Genomic DNA, 19,476 nt, shown 5'->3' with positions numbered 1-19,476 from the left:
GGCGACGATGAGCGATTTCCTGCTACCCGATCTCGGTGAAGGCATCGTCGAGTGCGAAGTGGTCAAGTGGCTGGTCGCCGAGGGCGACAGCATCGCCGAGGATCAGCCGGTGGTCGAAGTGAGCACCGACAAGGCGGTGATGGAGATCACCGCGCCCGACGCCGGGCGGGTGACCCGGCTCTACTGCGGCGAGGGGGAGACCGCCCGCGTGCACGCGCCGCTGTTCGCCTATGTCGTGTCGACTGACACCGATAGCGCCGCCGCCGGCCCGGCAGCCCGCGCGCCCGCGCCCGAGGCGGCCACCCCCGAGACGGAAATTCCGCAGCCGCCGGCGCCGCAGGACGAACAGACGCCACAGGACGAACCGACGCCGCAGGACGAGCCGGCGACCGCCGCGGCCAAGCCGTTCCTGCTGCCCGATCTCGGCGAGGGCATCGTCGAGTGCGAGGTGGTGGCGTGGCGGGTCGCGGAAGGCGAGGAGATCGCCGAGGACCAGCCGGTGGTCGAGGTGAGTACCGACAAGGCGGTGATGGAGATCACCGCGCCGGAGGCGGGGCGCCTGGCACAGCACCACTGTCAGGTCGGCGAGAGCGCCCGGGTGCATACGCCGCTGTTTACCTATCACCCCGCGACGAGCGAAACGTCCACCGCTTCCGGCACGACAACCGACACGGCCCCTGGCGCGGCAGCCGACGCCCCGCAGTCGACCCCGTTGGCGAGTGTTTCACGTGGAACCTCGGCGCCCGCGGCATCGCCGACTGGGCGGCGGCGTATCCCCGCCAGCCCGGCGGTGCGCCGGCGGGTGCGCGAGCTGGGGCTGACGCTCGATGAGATCCCCGGCAGCGGCAAGGATGGCCGCGTGCTCAAGGAGGACGTGCTGGCGTTCCAGCAGCGCCGTGACAGTGCCGCCGAGACAGCACAGCCTACGGCCGAGCGCGGCGCCCAGAATCAGACCCAGGCCCGGAGCCAGAGCCCGACCACCACCGCTGGCGAGACGGCGGCGGCGGATCGGATCGAGCCGCTCAAGGGCATCCGCGCGGTGATGGCGCGGCGCATGAGCGAGGCCGCGGCGAGCATTCCCCACTTCGCCTACGGCGACGAGTTCGATGTCACCGAGCTGCTGGCCCTGCGCGAGCGGCTCAAGGCCAGTTTCGCCGAGCGCGACGAGCGGCTTACCCTGATGCCGCTGCTGATGAAGGCGCTGGCGCTGGCGGTGAGCGAGTTCCCGCTACTCAACTGCCGCTTCGATGCTGACGCCGAGGCGATCCACTATCAGCCCGGGTGCCATATCGGCATGGCGGTGGATAGCCAGAGCGGCCTGCTGGTGCCCAACGTCAAGCATGTGGAGACGCTGAGCCTGCGCCAGGTGGCGGCCGAGGTCGAGCGCCTGACCCGCGCCGCGCGGGATGGCCGGGTGGCGCCGGCGGATCTCAAGGGCGGCACCATCAGCATCTCCAACATCGGCGCGCTCGGCGGCACCTACGCCATGCCGATCATCAACGCGCCGGAAGTGGCGATCGTCGCCCTCGGCCGGGTGCAGCGGCTGCCGCGCTTCGATGCCGAGGGGCGGGTGGTGGCGCGCTCGATCATGACCGTGACCTGGTCCGGCGACCACCGCGTGCTCGATGGCGGCACCATGGCGCGCTTCTGCAACCGCTGGAAGGGCTACCTCGAAGCGCCGGAGAGCATGCTCGCCGAGCTGCGCTGAGTCGATCCCATGACCTCCGAGCCGACGGGACTGCAGCAGTTCTATATCCCCGAGGAGCAGTCGGTCTACCTGCTCAGCCAGAGCCAGGCGCGCCAGCTGCGCGCCTGGATCGCCCGCTGCTGCCGCCAGCTGACCCAGATCGGCTATCGCGACGTCGAGCTGATCGGCAAGGGCGCCTACGGCTTCGTCTTCGCCGGCGTCGAGGCGGGTGGCGCCAGCCACGTGTTCAAGTTCACCCGCCAGAATCTGCCCCAGGCGTTCCACGAGCGCCTCGAGGAGGAGGCGTTCATGCTCGAGCAGGTCGAGCATCCACGGGTGCCGCGGCTGATCGCCTATCGCACCCTGCGCCATCAGGCGATGCTGGTGATGCAGCGTGCCCCCGGGGTCAATCTGGAGGAGTACTCGCTGCGCCACGGGCGCCTGCCGGCGCGGCTGATCATCGCCATTGCCGCCCAGCTCGCCGACATCCTGCGCGCGCTGCGGCGCGATGCCGAGCAGGGGCGCATCGTGGTCCACGGTGACATCAAGCCCTCCAACCTGATGTTCGACCCGCAGAGCGGGCACATCGCGTTGATCGACTGGGGCTCCTCGGTCTTCGCCCAGCTCGATGCCGAGGGCCAGTTCCTGTCGCGCCATGTGATGGCGCTGATGTCCGACGACCTGCAGCACACCAATGCACGCATGGGCGACGTCTACTATATCGGCGAGGCCCAGCTCAACGGCGCGCTGTCGTCGCCGCGCTTCGACGAGCAGGGCGCTGCGGCGACCCTCTACGCCCTGGCCTCGGCGCAGTCGAGCCGCTTCGGCCGTGCCACCATTCCGGCCACCGCGCTGGGCCTGCCGGTGGAGTTCGCGCGCCTGCTGGATGCCATGCTCGCCGACGACCCCAGGCTGGCGCGCCGCGCCGGGGACTATTTCCTCGCCCATATGCCGCGGATCGCCCGCACCCGGCTGCCCGAGGTCGCTTCTCCCGCGGAGACACCGCTGGTGCCGGTGTGGGTGCGCTCGCTGGAGCAGGAGATCGAGACTGTGGTCTACAGCTCGCGCAAGGCCTTCCTGCGCGAGGACGCGCGCCAGGAAGGGCGCGACGAGGACGCCCTGCGGGCGGTCAACGACGTGCAGCTCGACCGCTACTACAAGCACTTCATGCAGGGCATGGGCGATCTCGAGAAGGCATTCCTGGTCGCGGTGGGGCGGCTCGGCCGCTATCCGGTGGTGGGCGGGCTGGCGCTGCGCTGGAGTGATGCCGGGGTGGAGGTCGACACCTCGCTGAGCCTGCACGAGAGCGAACTGCGCAGCGCCTTCGTCGCCGCGGTCAACAACATGGTCACCCTGGCACGGGCGATTCATCGCCCCGAGGGCGTGTTCAAGGCGTGTCTGTTCAATGCCCGGCGCACCCTGCACATCGACCGCGACGACCCTGCCCAGCCGTTCGTGCCCGAGCCCGGCTGGGCGATCCCCTACGAGGTCAGCCCCACGCCGGAGCTGGAGGACACCAGCCGTGAGCACTCCTATTTCGAGGATGGCCCCGACCCGGAAGAGTTCCTGCGCCTGCCGCCGGTGATGATCGAGGCGCTGTCACGCCTCAACGCCATCCACCACACCGGGATGATCATCTTCGAGGCGCTGCCGAACCATCTCAAGATTCACAGCCATTACCGCCTGCTCGACCCGGCCCGCGAGGGGGAGTTTCGCCAGTGTCTGGAGACGCTGTTGGCGGCGGTGCCGGAGATCGACGGCCTGGGGATCTCCGGCTACATGAAGATGCCCTACAAGAACGCCCGGCACTTCGGCCATCGGGCGCATCTGCCGGAGCACTTCCATCCACGCTGAGACGGTGCTTTAGAGGGTGTTTACAAACCCTCTGACGATGGGCGCCGGAGGCAGGGCAAAGCGAGGGTCCTTTGCCAGGGAAGGCAAAGGTAGCGCCCAGGGAGGGGTTCACAGCGCCCTCGCGATGGCCTGACGCTTCGGGCCCTGCCGCCGGATCAGCTCACGTCGTCCAGCGGTTGTGAAGAGCGCGCTTAGCGAGGAGATTCCGGGCTTTTGCCCCGTTTTTTATCGCTTTTCCCGCGCAGGGCGGGATCAACAATGCGCGAGTCGCTATAATCCGCGCGGAAAATAAGAAGCCCCGGCTGGCCCGGTGGACTTCCAACAACACATCCAGTCGATGGTGAACTCATGGCCAAATCCCACACCCATGCGCAGTGGTCCTCTCGCACGGCCTTCGTCCTGGCGGCGACCGGCTCGGCGGTCGGGCTCGGCAATATCTGGAAATTCCCCTACATGGTGGGCGACAGCGGCGGCGCCGTGTTCGTGCTCGTCTACCTGGTGTGTATCGCGCTGATCGGGCTGCCGATCCTGGTCTCCGAGTGGCTGCTCGGCCGCCGCGGCCAGTCCAACCCGATCAACACCATGCAGACGCTCAGCCGCAAGGAGAAGAAATCGCCGGACTGGGTGCTGGTGGGGATCGCCGGCGTGCTCGGGTCGTTCCTGATTCTCTCTTTCTACAGCGTGGTCGGCGGCTGGTCGCTCAACTACACCTGGAGCACGCTGAGCGGTGATCTCGGCCGCTCCAGCGGGGTCAGCGTGGGTGACTACTTCACCACTCTGCTGGGCCAGCCGGGTACGCTGCTGCTGTGGCACACGCTGTTCATGCTGCTGACCTTCGGCATCGTCGCCGGCGGGGTCAAGGGCGGCCTGGAACGCGCCGCCAAGTGGCTGATGCCGCTGCTGATCGTGGCGCTGATCGTGCTGATCGGCTTCGGCATGACCACTTCCGGCTTCGGCGAGGCGGCCACCTTCATGTTCTCCCCCGACTGGAGCAAGCTCAACGGAGGGGTCATCCTCGCCGCGCTGGGTCACGCCTTCTTCACCCTGTCGCTGGGCATGGGCATCATGATGGCCTACGGCTCCTACCTGGGGCAGGACGTCGATCTGATCAAGACCGCGCGTACCGTGGTGATCCTGGATACGGTGATCGCCCTCGGCGCCGGCATGGCGATCTTCCCGGTGGTCTTCGCCAACAATCTCGACCCCAGCGCCGGCCCGGGCCTGCTCTTCGTCACCCTGCCGCTGGCGTTCATCGACATGCCCTGGGGGCTGGCGTTCGGCACCATCTTCTTCGCCCTGCTCACGGTAGCCGCGCTGACCTCGGCGATCTCGCTGCTGGAGCCGGTCACCGAGTTCCTCGAAGAGCGCACGCCGCTGTCGCGCCTCGGTTCGGCGTTCGTCGCCGCGCTGGCGACCTGGAGCCTGGGGATCGCCGCGCTGCTGGCGTTCAACCTCTGGTCCGGCTTCCAGCCGTTCGGCTTCAACGTCTTCGATCTGCTCGATGCGCTCACCAGCAAGCTGATGCTGCCGCTGACCGGGCTCGCGGTGATCGTCTTCACCGCCTGGTTCCTGGACAGCGACGACGTCAAGCAGGAGCTGGGCCTGGGGCCGAAAGGGCGCATGCTGTGGCACTACGTGTCGCGCTACGTCGCCCCCATCGGCGTCATCGTGGTGTTCTTCAACAGCCTCTGATGCTCAGAAGCGCTTGAGTTTCGAAAGCGCCTGTTTTCACAAGCTGAAAGACGCAAACGGCAGGGGCCCGGGAGCATGATGCTCCCGGGCCCCGGTGTCGTTTTAGCGCCGGCATCGGCGCGAAAGAAGGGGCAGGGCAGCGGCCGCGTGGCGCTGCCCCGAGGGCCAGACACCCCCTCAGCGGGGCGCCTGATGTGCCGGACGAACCGCCCTAGTCGGGCAGCTCGGCGATATGCTGCTGCAGACGGCGCCTCTCCGCGCGCTGTTCGATACCGCGACGCGCCTTCAGGTAGCGTACCGCGGCGCGACGCTTGCGCTGCTCGTGCTCGTCGACTTCGAGATGCATGAAAATGTCGAAAATTTCGCTCTTCAGGGCGTGAAGATTTTCAATGTCCTTCATTGATCGAATCTCCTGGCATCCTCAGGTCATCGGGTTGGGTGCCCGACATGCATACTATACCCAACTTTACAAGATCGTGACGTCCGACTTTTTTCCCTTTTTCGGCGCCCGGTGGGCGCGTGCTCCCGCCCGGCGAGTGGGGCATACTTAGGGTTTGTACGAAAAGTCGGCGAGCGAAGGTAAGACAAGGCAAAAATCGACGAAAAAGCGGAGTTTACGGGGTGTAAATGAGCATTTTGAGCCGATTTTTAACGCCGTATTGCCGAGCGCAGGCAGTTTTCGTATAGACCCTAGCCACCCCACGCTAAAGCGAGACCGATAATGCTGCGATACGAGGGATGGGCATGAGCCGTTCGCTGTTCGACGAACTGCGTGTGCACATGGATCGCCTGCGGCGCTCCGAGCAGAAAGTCGCCCGTTTCGTGCTGCGCCACCCCGAAGAAGTGATCCTGATGCGGATCACCGATCTCGCCAGCGAAGCCCAGGTGAGCGAGCCGACGGTGGTGCGCTTCTGCCGCGCCATGGGCATGGCCGGCTTCCAGGAGTTCAAGCTCAAGCTGGCCCAGATGATGGCCAAGGGCAGCCAGTACGCGCAGTTCTCGCTGACCGATGCCGAGAGCGTCTCCGAGTTCTCCCACGGCATCTTCGATACCACCATCGAGACCCTCGAGCAGGTACGCGACAGCCTCGACAACGAGGCGCTGGGCCGCGCGATCGCCGCGCTGGCGGTGGCCAATCGGGTCGAGTTCTACGGCTATGGCGCCTCCGGCGTGGTCGCCGCCGACGCCCAGCACAAGTTCTTCCGCCTGCAGATCCAGACCTCGGCCTACGCCGATCCGCACATGCAGGCGATGTCGGCGGCGACGCTGAAGGTCGGCGATGTGGTGGTGGCGATCTCCCAGACCGGACGCACCCGGGCGCTGCTGGCCAGCGCCAAGACCGCGGTCAAGGCGGGGGCCACGGTGATCGGGCTGTGTCCCAGCGACTCGCCGCTGGCCCATGAGGTGAGTCTGGTGCTGCCGGTGGACGTGCAGGAGGATACCGAGGTCTACATCCCCATGACCTCGCGTATCGCGCATCTATTGACCATCGATGTGCTGGCGGTGGGCGTGGCCAAGAACCGCGGCCCGCAGATCAGCGACCAGCTCAAGGCGATCAAGCGCAGCCTGGGCACGCTACGGGTGCCCAATACCCCCTCGTCCTCGGCCTGACGCACACGCCTTCTCGGTTCCGCGCTCTCGGACGCCGTTCTCTCGAATCCCGCTCTCTCTGTCTTCTCTCTTCCTTTTCCCCGGCGCTTGCCGGGGCGCGCCCGTGCGGTCCATGCGTTCGTTCAAGATTCGTTCGATCAGACGTTGCCTGCCCGCGCGGTAGCCGGGCTGCTGAGCGATGTCATGTCATTAATACTGTATATATAGACAGTATTTGGGTTTGTGAGCGACACTATCCCCTTCGAAGGCCAGGGGGATGTCGCCCATGTCTGAGTGTCATCGTCAGCTTTGCCGTCACGGTGACGCGAGCTGCCGCCTCCGGTGTGCCTGGCGTTGCCATTGCCGGAGCCGCGGGCGGTGAGCGCGCTCGATCGGCTGCTCGATAGCCGCGTCGTCTGGCGCGCCCAGGAGAGCGCCGCCGAGGCCCCTGCCAGCGCGATCGCCAGTGGTCACCCGGCGCTGGATGCGGTGCTGCCGGCGGGCGGCTGGCCGCGCGGGGCGATCAGCGAGCTGCTCTGTGGCGGTGCCGGCAGCGGGGAGCTCGCGCTGCTGTGGCCGCTGCTGGCGCGTCTGACCCGCGAGCAGCGGCCGGTGGTGCTGGTGGCGCCGCCGGCGCTGCCCTATCCGGCGGCCTGGCGGCGCGCCGGGATCGAACTCGACCACTGCCACTGGCTCGACGTGAGCGGGCGCGAAGCGCTCTGGGCCACCGAGCAGTGCCTGCGGGCCGGCTGCTGTGCGGCGGTGCTGGCGTGGCTGCCGCAGGCCGATGCGCGCGCGCTGCGCCGGCTGCAGGTGGCCGCGGCGAGCGGCGATACCCTGGGCTTCGTGCATCGGCCGCTGGCGCGCGCCAGCGAGGCGTCGCCGGCGGCGCTGCGACTGCGCCTCCACCCGCCGGGCACCGGGCGCACGCCGGCGCTGGAATTGCTCAAGTGTCGCGGCGGATGGCCGCGCGCCACGCACATCGCCTTCGGCGCGGGGACGTGACGCCGTGCGCTGGGCCTGTCTGCTGTTTCCGCGGCTGGCGCTGGAGGGGGCGCTGCGTCGCCGCGACGACCCCACGGCACCTTTCGCGCTGCTGGAGGGCGCGCCGCCGCGCCAGCGTATTCGTGCCGCGAATCAGGCCGCGCGCGACCAGGGGGTCAAACCCGGCCAGCCGCGTGGGCTGGCCGAGGCCTTCTGCCCGGCGCTGAAATGCGCCCCGCTGGAGGCCACGGCGGTGGAGCGCTGGCGCCAGCGTCTGGCCGCCTGGGCCTACGCCTACAGTGGTCAGGTGAGTCTCGACTATCCGCATGCGCTGGTATTCGAGGTCGCCAGCAGTCTGGCCCTGTTCGGCCCCTGGCCGACGTTCGAGGCGCGGCTACGCGGTGAGCTCGCCGCGCTGGGATTTACCCACCGCCTGGTGGTGGCGCCCAATCCGGCGGCGGCGCGGGTGCTGGCCAACGCCCACGATGGCCTGGCGGTGGACGATGCCGGGCTGGAAGCGGCGCTGGCGAGGCTACCGCTGGCGCGCAGCGGGCTGACGGCGGAGAGCGTGCAGACCCTGAACCGCAGCGGCTTCCGGCGGCTCGGTGAGCTGTTCACGCTGCCGCGCCCGGCGCTGGCGCGACGCTTCGGTGGCGGCGTGATGCGCCATCTCGGCGAGCTGCGCGGGGAGTGGCCGCTGGCGCTGGCGGTCTATCGCCCGGCGATGCACTTCTCGCGCAGCTTCGAGTTCGAACGCCCGGTGCACGCCATCGCCGGGCTGGCCTTTCCGCTCAAACGCCTGCTGCAGGAGCTGAGCGCTTTCCTGCGCGGCCAGGATGCCGGGGTCGAGCGTTTCAGCCTGGTGCTGGGGCTGGAGGGTGGCCCGGCGCAGCGCTTCGAGGTTGGCCTGCTGGCCCCCCAGCGCGACGCCGAGACGCTGCTCGAACTGACCCGCGCGCAGCTCGAGCGGGTGCGTCTCGAAGGGCCGGTGCTGAGCGTGACCCTGGCGGCCTCGCGGTTCACTGCCTATGCCCCGGTGCGCCGCGAGCTGCTGGCCGGCCCCGCGCGCCAGGCCCAGGCCTGGGCGGCGCTGCATCAGCGGCTGGTGGCGCGGCTGGGCGAGGCGGCGCTGAAGCCGCTGGTCGAGCATCGCGAGCACCGCCCCGAGGCCGCCGTGTTCGCCGCCGCCGGTCCGCGCGCCACCGACACCCCCGAGGCCCGACTGCGCCCCGGCTGGCTGCTCGCCGAGATGCCCCCGGCGGAGCCCGGTATCGCCCGGCTGCTGGCCGGGCCCGAGCGGATCGAGAGCGGCTGGTGGGATGGTGACGACGTGCGTCGCGATTACTATCTGGCCGAGTGGCATGACGGCCGCCACGCCTGGGTCTGGCGCGAGCCCGGCGGTGAGGGCTTTCATCTGCACGGGTGGTTCGGATGAGCCGCCCGCCTGCCTGGCCGCCCGGCGATGCCGCCAACGATGCCGGCGCGGCCGCCCACGGCGACGAGACAATGGCCCCCGGCGCGGCTGCGGGCGCCCAGGACGGGGCAACGCCCCCGGGCGCGGCTTCGGGCGCCCACGAATCGCCGGGCCACGAGGCCAACGCCTACGCCGAGCTGCACTGTCTCTCGGCCTTCAGCTTCCAGCGCGGTGCCTCCACCGCGGACGAGCTGTTCGCCCGCGCCGCGCGGCTCGGCTATCACGCCCTGGCGATCACCGACGAGGCGACCCTGGCCGGTATCGTGCGCGCCTGGCAGGCCGCCAGGGCCCACGGGGTGCGCCTGATCGTGGGTGCCGAGCTGCGCAGCGACAGCGGCCTCAAGCTGGTGCTGCTGGTGGAGAACCGCCACGGCTATGCCCAGCTGTGCGGGCTGCTGACGCGGATTCGCGGCCGCGCGCCCAAGGGCGAGTACCGGCTCTACGACAGCGACCTGGCCGCGCTCGACGGCGGTGCCGGCCTGTTCGCGCTGTGGCTGCCGGGCGACAGCGCCACGTTCGCGGCAGGCGCGCGCCTGGCCGGTTACTTCCCCGGGCGGCTGTGGCTGGCGGCAGAACTGCACTACGGCTTCGCCCAGGGGCTCGACGATGCTGCCCGGCTGGCCCGCTGGCAGGCCCTGGCGGCGACGCTGAAGATGCCGCTGGTGGCCGCGGGCGATGTCCACATGCACGCCCGCGGGCGGCGCGCGCTGCAGGACTGCCTGACCGCGATCCGCCAGCACCAGAGCGTGTTCGAGGCCGGCGATACGCTGTTCCCCAACGGTGAACGCCATCTGCGTACGCGTGCCGCGCTGGCGGCGATCTACCCCGCCGAGCTGCTGGCGGAGAGCGTGGCACTGGCAGCACGCTGCCACTTCGATCTCGGCGAACTCGAGTACACCTATCCCCATGAAGTGGTGCCGGCGGGGCAGACCCCGGCGGCGTGGCTCGCCGAGCTGACCTGCCAGGGCGCGCGGCGGCGCTGGCCCGATGGCGTACCGGAGACGGTGCAGCGCCAGCTCGACCACGAGCTCGCGCTGATCACCGCGCTGGGTTACGAGCACTACTTCCTGACCGTGCACGACATCGTCGCCTTTGCCCGCGGCGAGGGCATCCTGTGCCAGGGGCGCGGCTCGGCGGCCAACTCCGCGGTCTGCTTCGCCCTCGGCATCACCTCGATCGACCCGGCTCATAGCGCGCTGCTGTTCGAGCGCTTCATCTCGCCGGAGCGCAACGAGCCGCCGGACATCGACGTCGATTTCGAGCACGCGCGCCGCGAGGAGGTGATCCAGTACGTCTTCCGCCGCTATGGCCGCCAGCGTGCGGCGTTGACCGCGGTGGTCAGCCACTACCACGCCGCCGGGGCGATCCGCGATATCGGCCGCGCGCTGGGCTTCGCCCCCGAGCGCATCGATCAGCTGGCGCGCTGTGCCGGGCGCTGGAGCGACGAAATCCCCGATGCGGCGCGCCTGCGCGAGTACGGCTTCGTTCCCGAAGAGCCGCCGCTGCGGCGGCTGCTGGTGCTGGCCGCGAGCCTGATCGGCTTTCCGCGTCATCTGTCCCAGCACCCCGGCGGCTTCGTCATCTCGGACGCCCCGCTCGACACCCTGGTGCCGGTGGAGAACGCGGCCATGGCCGAGCGCACCGTGATCCAGTGGGACAAGGACGATCTCGATCTGGTCGGGCTGATGAAGGTCGACGTGCTCGCCCTGGGCATGCTCACGGTGCTGCGGCGCAGCTTCGACCTGCTGCGCCGCCACCGCGGCCTCGACTACGGCCTGGCGGACCTGCCTGCGGAGGACCCCGAGACCTACGCCATGATCCAGCGCGCCGATACCCTGGGTGTGTTCCAGATCGAGTCCCGCGCGCAGATGGCGATGCTGCCGCGGCTGAAGCCGGCCACCTTCTACGATCTGGTGATCGAGGTGGCGATCGTGCGCCCGGGGCCGATCCAGGGCGACATGGTGCACCCCTATCTCAAGCGGCGCAGCGGCGAGGAGCCGATCACCTACCCCTCGGCGGAGGTCGAAGCGGTGTTCGCGCGCACCCTCGGCGTGCCGCTGTTCCAGGAGCAGGTGATGGCACTGGCGGTGGCGGCGGCCGGTTACACCCCCGGCGAGGCGGACCAACTGCGCCGCTCGATGGCGGCGTGGAAGCGCCACGGCGGGCTCGAACACCACCGCCAGCGGATCGTCGAGGGCATGCTGGCGCGGGGCTATACGCAGGCGTTCGCCGAGCGTCTGTTCGAGCAGATCAAGGGCTTCGGCAGCTACGGCTTCCCCGAATCCCACGCCGCCAGCTTCGCCCTGCTCACCTACGCCAGCTGCTGGCTCAAGTGCCATGAGCAGGCGATCTTCGCCTGTGCGCTGATCAACAGCTGGCCGATGGGCTTCTACTCGCCCGATCAGGTACTGCAGGACGCTCGCCGCCACGGGGTCGAGGTGCGCCCGGTCGATATTCGCCTGAGCCAGTGGGAGAGCACCCTGGAGCCGGTGGAGGAATACACCGGCGCTGACACCGGCGAGCTGGCGATCCGCCTCGGCCTGCACATGATCCAGGGGCTCGCCGAGGCCGATGCCGAGCGCCTGCTGGCGGCGCGCGACACGCCCGGCTGCGATAGCGTGGCGCGGCTGGCCGCGCGTGCCGGGGTCAAGCCGGCGGTGATGTCGCGGCTGGCCGATGCCGGCGCCCTGGCGGCGCTCGTCGGCGACCGTCACCAGGCGCGCTGGGCGGTGGCGGGTATCGAGACCACGCTGCCGCTGTTCGGCGAGCTGGAGGGGGAGGAGGAGGCGCTCGCGTTGCCGGCCATGGCGGTGGCCGAGGCGGTGCGCGCCGACTACGCCAGCGTCGGCACGACGCTGGGCCCGCACCCGCTGGCGCTGCTGCGCCAGGCCCGCGGCCTCGGCGGGGTGGTGGACTCGCGCCGTCTGGCCACGCTGCCCGGCGATATCGGTGTCAACGTGGCCGGGCTGGTGGTCGGGCGCCAGCGGCCCGGCTCGGCCAAGGGTGTGACTTTTCTCACCCTCGAGGATGAGTTCGGGCTGGTCAACGTGGTGGTGTGGAAGCGGCTCGCCGAGCGCTACCGCCGCGTGCTGCTGGAGGCACGCCTGCTGCGGGTGGTGGGGCGCCACGAGTGTCATCAGGGCGTGCGCCACGTCATCGCCCGGCGCCTGATCGACCTCAGCGCACTGCTCGACGGGCTCGCCCCGCGCAGCCGCGACTTTCATTGAGTCGATGTCACTGGGCCGATGCCACTGAACCGAAGCCCACGGCGAGACCTGTCGGGCTGGCCGCCGGCGGCTGGATTATGCTTAGGTAAGGAACCATACGCGCTCGTTTCCGGTCTCTTGAGAAACGCTGCATAAATGCCTGCGCTAGCGAATCGCTGCGTTGCGTGGTACTGGTGCGCCAGCCCGGTCGAACACTCGCTTAACCCCATGTTATGTCTCGTGTTCTGTGTTCCATGCGGCTTGCGCTTCATCGCGCTCGTCGATTTATTCAGCGTTTCTCTTATGGCCGGGGCACGAGCGCCCGATTTCATCGATAACCGAGAGGCAGCGGAGTATGGAGAGCATTGGCGTAGGGCCCTGGATCGCGATCGTCGTGGCGGTGGGTGCCGTGGGCGTGCTGGTGGGTTACTGGCTGGGGGCCAAGCTCGGGGGGCACAACACCGAGCCGATGCGCGAACTGCATCGTGAGCAGAAGGCCTACAAGGACGAGGTGCGTGAGCACTTCGAGCAGGTCTCGGCCACCATGACGCGCATGGTCGATGACTACCGCGACCTTTACCACCACGTGGCCAAGGGGGCCGAGAAACTCGCCGATATGCACCATGAAACCGTGATCGAGCCGCCGCCCAAGCCCGAGGCCATCACCCGCCAGCGCGCAGCCTCCGACAGCGAGAGCGACGCCGGTGCCGCCCGCCGCGCCTCGGCCACGCCGACCACCCAGGCTGCCGCCGAGGCCAGCGCCGGGCCCGCCGGTACCACCCACGACCACGGCAAGCCGCTGGATGCCAAGCAGCAGGCTCCGGGCTCTTCGACGCCCTCGGCCACCGAGCGCCCGCAGGACGCCGCCATCCGCGCTGCCGCCGAGGACGCCGCGAGCAAGCGCTGAGCGTGGCTCGGCGCCCGCAGCGGGCGCCGGGGCAAGAGGCGGCTGTGGTAGACTGGTAGTTCGTTGCGCGGCCGTCACAGGAGCAGGCCGGCTCGTGCCTTCGAGCCGCGCCGGCCTGCGTGTGGCCGCGCCGGCCGCTTCTCCAACCGCAGGTCTCGCAGCTCTCCATGGACGACGTCTCGGCACTCATCGACTCCCTCAACGCCAACCAGCGCGACGCCGTGGCCGCCGCGCCGGGCAATATGCTGGTGCTGGCCGGCGCCGGGTCGGGCAAGACCCGGGTGCTGGTGCATCGCATCGCCTGGCTGTTGCAGGCCGAGGGCGTCTCGCCCTACGCCATCCTGGCGGTGACCTTCACCAACAAGGCGGCGCGCGAGATGCGTACCCGTCTGGAGGCGCTGCAGGGCGTCTCGCTGCGCAGCCTGTGGGTGGGCACCTTCCACTCCATCGCCCACCGTCTGCTGCGCACCCACTGGCACGATGCGCGCCTGCCGCAGCACTTCCAGATCATCGACAGCGACGATCAGCTGCGGCTGGTCAAGCGCCTGCTGCGCGACCACGGCGTCGACGACGAGCGCTTTCCGCCCAAGCAGGTGCAGTACTTCATCAGTGGCTGCAAGGAAGAGGGCCTGCGTCCGTCCCAGGTCGCCACCCACGGTGACGCCTACATGGCGCAGATGGTCGATCTCTACGAGCGCTATCAGTTGACCTGCGAGCGCGGCGGGCTGGTCGATTTCGGCGAGCTGCTGCTGCGCAGCCTGGAGCTTCTGCGCGACAACGCGGCGCTGCTCAAGCACTACCGCGAGCGCTTCGGGCACATCCTGGTCGACGAGTTCCAGGACACCAACACCCTGCAGTACGCCTGGCTCAAGCTGCTCGCGGGCACCGAAGGCGACGGCGAGAGCGCCTGCATGACGGTGGTCGGCGACGACGACCAGTCGATCTACGGCTGGCGCGGCGCGCGGGTCGAGAACATCCGTCGTTTCGAGAGCGAGTTCCGTGACACGCGCACGGTGCGCCTGGAGCAGAACTACCGCTCCACCAGTGCCATTCTGGATGCCGCCAACGCCCTGATCAGCCACAACACCGGGCGTATGGGCAAGGAGCTGTGGACCGACGGCGACGCCGGCGACAAGATCTCGGTCTACGCCGGTTTCAACGATCTCGACGAGGCGCGCTTCATCGTCGACACCATCAACGAGCAGCACCGCAACGGCCACGCCCGGCGCGAGATGGCGGTGCTCTACCGCTCCAACGCCCAGTCGCGGGTGATCGAGGAGGCGCTGATCCGCAGCGGCGTGCCGTATCGCATCTATGGCGGCCAGCGCTTCTACGAGCGGCTCGAGATCAAGAATGCTCTGGCCTATCTGCGCCTGCTGCTCAACCGCGAGGACGATGCCTCGCTGGAGCGGGTGATCAACGTGCCGGCGCGGGGCATCGGCACGCGCACGGTCGAGATCCTGCGCATGCGCGCCCGCGACACCGGCGTCTCGCTGTGGCAGGCGCTCCACGACAGCCTGGGCGATGCCACCCTCAAGGGGCGCGCCGGCAACGCGGTCAACGCCTTCGCCGAGCTGATCGAACGGCTCGACAACGACACCGCGGGGATGGCGCTGCACGAGATCATCGATCACGTGATCACGCTCACCGGGCTGGTCGAGCATCACCGCAACGAGAAGGGCGAGAAGGGCCAGGCGCGGGTCGAGAACCTGGAGGAGCTGGTCAACGCCGCGCGCGCCTTCCAGCAGAGCGAAGGCAACCCGATCGACCTGCAGGAGGCCGGCGAGGGCGCGGCAGCACTGGAGCCGTTCCTGGCCGAGGCGGCGCTCAACGCCGGTGACCACGAGGCCGACGAGTTCGAGGACTGCGTGCAGATGATGACGCTGCACTCGGCCAAGGGGCTGGAGTTCCCGGTGGTGTTCGTCGCCGGCATCGAGGAGGGGTTGTTCCCACACAAGATGTCGCTGGAGGAGCCGGGGCGTCTCGAGGAAGAGCGCCGGCTCTGCTATGTCGGCCTGACCCGGGCGATGCGCAAGCTCTATCTCACCTACGCCGAGATTCGCCGCCTGCACGGCCGCGAGACGATGGCGCGGCCGTCGCGCTTTCTGCGCGAGATCCCCGAGGCGCTGCTCGAGGAGGTCCGTCTGCGCGGCCAGGTGTCGCGTCCGGTGACCTCGCGGCCGAGCGTCGGCGTGGCACGCCAGCAGGGCGTCGAGGGTGGCGACGAGCTGCCCTCGCTGGCCCTGGGGCAGCGTGTCAGCCACCCGCTGTTCGGCGAAGGGGTGATTCTGGATGCCGAAGGCGAGGGCGCCCGCGCCCGGGTCCATGTCAGCTTCGAGGGCGAAGGCGACAAGTGGCTGGTGCTGGGCTTTGCCAAGCTGACGCCGCTGTGACCGCCAGAGCGCTGTGATTGCCAGGTCGGTGTCATAAGCTTGCAATAAAACCGCGGCACCATGCTGCGATAGGTGGTAATACGCCCACACCGTCCGCGTACGGCCATCGCCCTGACGTCTCGTCCTTTCGGAGCCCTCGATGGATATCACCAGCGATACCCACAGCCAGCACATCTCGCAGCAGTTCAACCAGGATCTCGAAGCGCTCAAGAGCCAGCTGATGGCCATGGGTGGCCTGGTCGAAAAGCAGCTGCAGGAATCCATCACGGCGCTGCTCGAAGGGGACAGCACGCTGGCCACCCGCGTGCGCGACAACGACACCAGCGTCAACGACCTGCAGCTCAAGATCGATGAGGAGTGCGTGCGCATTCTGGCCCGGCGCCAGCCGGCGGCCTCCGACCTGCGTCTGGTGATCGCGGTGATCCGCGCCACCAACGACCTCGAGCGCATGGGCGACGAGGCCAACAAGATCGCCCGCAACGCCATCGATCTGATCGATGCCGGGCGCATCCCTCAGGGTAGCGTCGAGATCCGCCACATCAGCGAGCACGTGCGCCGCATGCTGCGCGACGCCCTGACCTCCTTCGCGCGCTTCGATACCGATCTGGCGCTGAGCGTGCTGCAGGAAGACGACTCGGTGGATACCGAATACACCTCCGCCATGCGCTCGCTCTCCACCTTCATGATGGAAGACCCGCGTTCGATCAGCGGCATTCTCAACGTGATGACGGTGCTGCGTGCCCTCGAGCGGATCGGCGACCATGCCGACAACCTGGCCGAGCACGTGGTCTACCTGGTCAAGGGTCGCGATATCCGCCATACCTCGATCGACAAGCTCGATGCCGCCTCGCTGGGCCAGAGCGGCCCGGCGGACAAAAACAGCGCCAAGCGCGACGACAAACCCACCCAGGGCTGAGTCGGGCGATCGCCCCCGCGGTGACGCCAGGGTAGCTTGCCGGGGGCGCGGACTGTGTTAGCTTGTCGATCTTGCAACACACTGTCCGGATGGCGGAATTCGAATGATCTACTCCCTGCAAGCGATCGTCCGTGGGACCCGGCTGGTACTCGAACCGGGCCTGCGGCGCTTCGTCATCGGCCCGATCGTGGTCAACCTGCTGCTCTACGGCGGCGCCATCTACTATCTGATCGGCAACTTCGGCGGCTGGCTCGACTACGGCATGCGCCAGGTGCCCAGCTGGCTCGAGTGGCTGGAGTGGTTGATCTGGCCGCTGCTGGTGATTGCGCTGGTGCTGATGGTGTTCTTCACCTTCACCCTGGTGTCCAACCTCATCGCGGCACCGTTCTACGGCTTTCTGGCCGAAAAGGTGGAGACCCGCCTGACCGGGCGCCCGCCCAGCGACGAGCGCGGCTGGATCAAGACCGGCGTCGACGCCCTGGGGCGCGAACTGGTCAAGTTGGGCTACCTGCTGCCGCGCATGGCACTGCTGTTTCTGCTCGGTTTCGTGCCCGGCCTCAACCTGATCACCCCCTTCCTGTGGGCGGCGTTCTCCGCCTGGATGATGGCGATCCAGTATCTCGACTACCCGATGGACAACAACCAGGTCGCCTTCACCGACATGCGCCGGCGGCTGCGCGCGCGCTGGTGGCCGACCCTCACCTACGGCGGCTGCATGTCGCTGGCGACCTGGGTGCCGCTGCTCAATCTGGTGCTGCTGCCGGGCGGCGTCGCCGGCGGGGTGATGCTGTGGGACCGCTACTACCGCTCCCTGCCCGTGCCGGCGCGCTGAGCTCACCATGTCGGATCTGCGTGATGTTGTGAGCTGGCAACGCGGCCTCGGAGCGCTGCTGCTGGTGGCCGCCATCCTGCTGGCGGCGGTCTCTCTCTCCGGCCTGCACGAGAGCTTCGCCGCGCTGGGCAACGTCCAGGCGGGGATTCTGGCGAGCCTGATCGCGGGGCTGTTCACCCCGGTGGGGGCGCTACCGATTCTGCTGCTGCGGCGTATCAGCCAGCGGCTGGAGGATTCGCTGATGGGCTTCGGCGCCGGCGTGATGCTGGCGGCCACCGCCTACTCGCTGATGCTGCCGGGGTTCGAGGAGGCGCTGATGCTGAGCGGCAGCCAGTGGCTGGCGCTGGCCATCGTCTGCGCCGGCATGACCCTGGGCGGGGTCACCATCCTGGCGATCGAGCGCCTGCTGCCCCACGAGCACTTCGCCCTGGGCAAGCAGAGCGGTGCCGATGCGCTGCAGATTCGGCGTATCTGGCTGTTCGTGCTCGCCATCACCATCCACAACTTCCCCGAGGGGGTGGCGGTGGGTGTGGGTTACGGCACCGGCGACGTCTCCGCCGGGCTGGCGCTGACGCTGGGGATCGGCATCCAGAACCTGCCCGAGGGGCTGATCGTGGCGCTGGGCTTGATCGCCATCGGCTATTCGCGCGGCATGGCGCTGCTGGCGGCATTGATCAGCGGCCTGGTGGAGCCGGTCGGCGGTATCGTCGGTGCGCTGGCGGTCAATCTGGCTTCGGCGCTGCTGCCGGTGGGGCTGGCCTTTGCTGCCGGTGCCATGCTGTTCGTGATCAGCCACGAGGTGATTCCCGAGTCGCACCGCAAGGGCCACGAGAGCTTCGCCACCGCCGGCGTGCTGCTGGGGTTCATGCTGATGTTCGTGTTCACCCAGGTGCTGTGAGCGGCGTCTGGCGGCGTTGCGGGGCGGGTGCGGGCGCGTGCCCGGAAAAAAACCTGCCCGCGGGGTTGAAAGCGCCCCTGTGGCACGCCATGTAGGTGGTGTGAGACGAGATTTTTGCCAAGTCGCTCCGCGTCGGGCGGCTTTGTAAAAGGCACTGAAGATCAGCAGGTTAGCGTCAAAAGGCAGGGCGCCAGACGGTGCCGATCGGTTTGACACCGCCGCGCGCTGCTCACTATTGTTATTCACCCGCGAGGCGCCCACGTCGGGCACAGGCCTCTTGAGAAAGGGAGTTTGATCATGGCTCATAGCTTACCGTCACTGCCGTACGCCTACGACGCGCTGGAACCCAAGATCGATGCGATGACGATGGAGATCCACCACTCCCGTCACCATCAGACCTACGTCAACAACCTGAATGCCGCGCTGGAAGGCACCGGGCTGGAAGACGTGCCGGTCGACAAGCTGATGGCCGACATCGACAAGGTGCCGCAGGACAAGCGCCAGGCGGTCATCAACAACGGTGGCGGCCACGCCAACCACTCGCTGTTCTGGACCGTCATGTCCAAGGATGGCGGCGGTGCCCCGACCGGCAAGGTCGCCGAGGCGATCGACAGCGAGCTCGGCGGCTACGAGAACTTCAAAGAGGAGTTCAAGAAGGCGGCCACCGGTCGTTTCGGTAGCGGCTGGGCGTGGCTGGTGGTGACCCCGGAGAAGAAGCTCAAGGTCATCAACACCCTCAACCAGGACAGCCCGCTGATGGACGGCCTGACGCCGATCCTGGGTCTGGACGTGTGGGAGCACGCCTACTACCTGAAGTATCAGAACAAGCGCCCGGACTACATCGCGGCCTTCTTCGACGTCATCAACTGGGATGAGGTCAACCGCCGCTACGCCGAAGCGACCGCCTGATCGGTCCATCGCACCCGGCGCCGAGCCGGGTCGCGTGATCCTGCCATGCCCCCGTCTCGACGGGGGCATGCTGCGTCTGGGGCCTGTATCCCGACGCCATGTCTGCTAGTCTGTCGTTCGATGCTGGCGCTCGC

The 19,476-nt window shown here is 68.5% G+C and carries 14 protein-coding genes; 13 read left to right on the top strand and 1 reads right to left on the bottom strand.

What is annotated here, in order from left to right; all coding sequences use genetic code 11:
- The first annotated feature begins 7 nt into the window (after positions 1–7).
- The 3 genes from ABV408_RS19130 (at position 8) to ABV408_RS19120 (ending at position 5,233) form a co-directional block, all read left to right on the top strand.
- Complete coding sequence (locus tag ABV408_RS19130) at positions 8–1,708, top strand: dihydrolipoyllysine-residue acetyltransferase (RefSeq protein ID WP_353980457.1); 1,701 nt, start codon at positions 8–10, stop codon at positions 1,706–1,708.
- Between the two features lie 9 nt (positions 1,709–1,717).
- Complete coding sequence (locus tag ABV408_RS19125; protein ID WP_353980456.1) at positions 1,718–3,541, top strand: protein kinase domain-containing protein; 1,824 nt, start codon at positions 1,718–1,720, stop codon at positions 3,539–3,541.
- A 348-nt stretch (positions 3,542–3,889) separates the two neighbouring features.
- Complete coding sequence (locus tag ABV408_RS19120) at positions 3,890–5,233, top strand: sodium-dependent transporter (RefSeq protein WP_353980455.1); 1,344 nt, start codon at positions 3,890–3,892, stop codon at positions 5,231–5,233.
- Between the two features lie 211 nt (positions 5,234–5,444).
- On the opposite strand, the gene ABV408_RS19115 is transcribed toward ABV408_RS19120, so the two are convergent.
- Positions 5,445–5,633: a PA3496 family putative envelope integrity protein gene (locus ABV408_RS19115; protein WP_035469655.1), complete on the bottom strand. Its 189-nt coding sequence runs from the start codon at positions 5,631–5,633 to the stop codon at positions 5,445–5,447.
- 344 nt (positions 5,634–5,977) lie between these two features.
- Between ABV408_RS19115 and hexR the strand changes: the two genes are divergently transcribed.
- The 10 genes from hexR to ABV408_RS19065 all read left to right on the top strand — a co-directional run bounded on the left by hexR (position 5,978) and on the right by ABV408_RS19065 (position 19,342).
- Entirely contained in the window at positions 5,978–6,844 is an 867-nt protein-coding gene (hexR, locus tag ABV408_RS19110; protein ID WP_035469657.1) for a transcriptional regulator HexR, read from the top strand.
- A gap of 357 nt (positions 6,845–7,201) precedes the next feature.
- Positions 7,202–7,828: a translesion DNA synthesis-associated protein ImuA gene (gene imuA, locus ABV408_RS19105; protein ID WP_353980454.1), complete on the top strand. Its 627-nt coding sequence runs from the start codon at positions 7,202–7,204 to the stop codon at positions 7,826–7,828.
- A 4-nt stretch (positions 7,829–7,832) separates the two neighbouring features.
- Positions 7,833–9,242, top strand: a complete 1,410-nt coding sequence (locus tag ABV408_RS19100; RefSeq protein ID WP_353980453.1) for a DNA polymerase Y family protein — start codon at positions 7,833–7,835, stop codon at positions 9,240–9,242.
- A complete protein-coding gene (locus tag ABV408_RS19095) occupies positions 9,239–12,508 on the top strand; it encodes an error-prone DNA polymerase (RefSeq protein WP_353980452.1) in 3,270 nt (1,089 codons plus the stop codon). Before ABV408_RS19100 ends, ABV408_RS19095 begins: the two co-directional genes overlap by 4 nt.
- A 334-nt stretch (positions 12,509–12,842) precedes the next feature.
- Positions 12,843–13,394, top strand: a complete 552-nt coding sequence (locus ABV408_RS19090; RefSeq protein ID WP_353980451.1) for a ZapG family protein — start codon at positions 12,843–12,845, stop codon at positions 13,392–13,394.
- Positions 13,395–13,561: 167 nt separating this feature from the next.
- Positions 13,562–15,787 (top strand): DNA helicase II, encoded by a 2,226-nt coding sequence (uvrD, locus tag ABV408_RS19085; protein WP_207036687.1) that lies wholly within the window; start codon positions 13,562–13,564, stop codon positions 15,785–15,787.
- A 139-nt stretch (positions 15,788–15,926) separates the two neighbouring features.
- Complete coding sequence (gene phoU / locus ABV408_RS19080; protein ID WP_353980450.1) at positions 15,927–16,703, top strand: phosphate signaling complex protein PhoU; 777 nt, start codon at positions 15,927–15,929, stop codon at positions 16,701–16,703.
- A 103-nt stretch (positions 16,704–16,806) separates the two neighbouring features.
- Complete coding sequence (cysZ, locus tag ABV408_RS19075) at positions 16,807–17,535, top strand: sulfate transporter CysZ (RefSeq protein ID WP_353980449.1); 729 nt, start codon at positions 16,807–16,809, stop codon at positions 17,533–17,535.
- A gap of 7 nt (positions 17,536–17,542) precedes the next feature.
- Positions 17,543–18,433 (top strand): ZIP family metal transporter, encoded by an 891-nt coding sequence (locus tag ABV408_RS19070; protein WP_353980448.1) that lies wholly within the window; start codon positions 17,543–17,545, stop codon positions 18,431–18,433.
- A 297-nt stretch (positions 18,434–18,730) separates the two neighbouring features.
- Entirely contained in the window at positions 18,731–19,342 is a 612-nt protein-coding gene (locus ABV408_RS19065; RefSeq protein ID WP_285951096.1) for a superoxide dismutase, read from the top strand.
- Positions 19,343–19,476 lie beyond the last annotated feature (134 nt).

Origin of the sequence: Salinicola endophyticus (assembly GCF_040536835.1) — a bacterium.
GTDB lineage: Bacteria > Pseudomonadota > Gammaproteobacteria > Pseudomonadales > Halomonadaceae > Salinicola > Salinicola endophyticus_A.
This window is presented reverse-complemented; position numbering and strand designations above follow the sequence as displayed.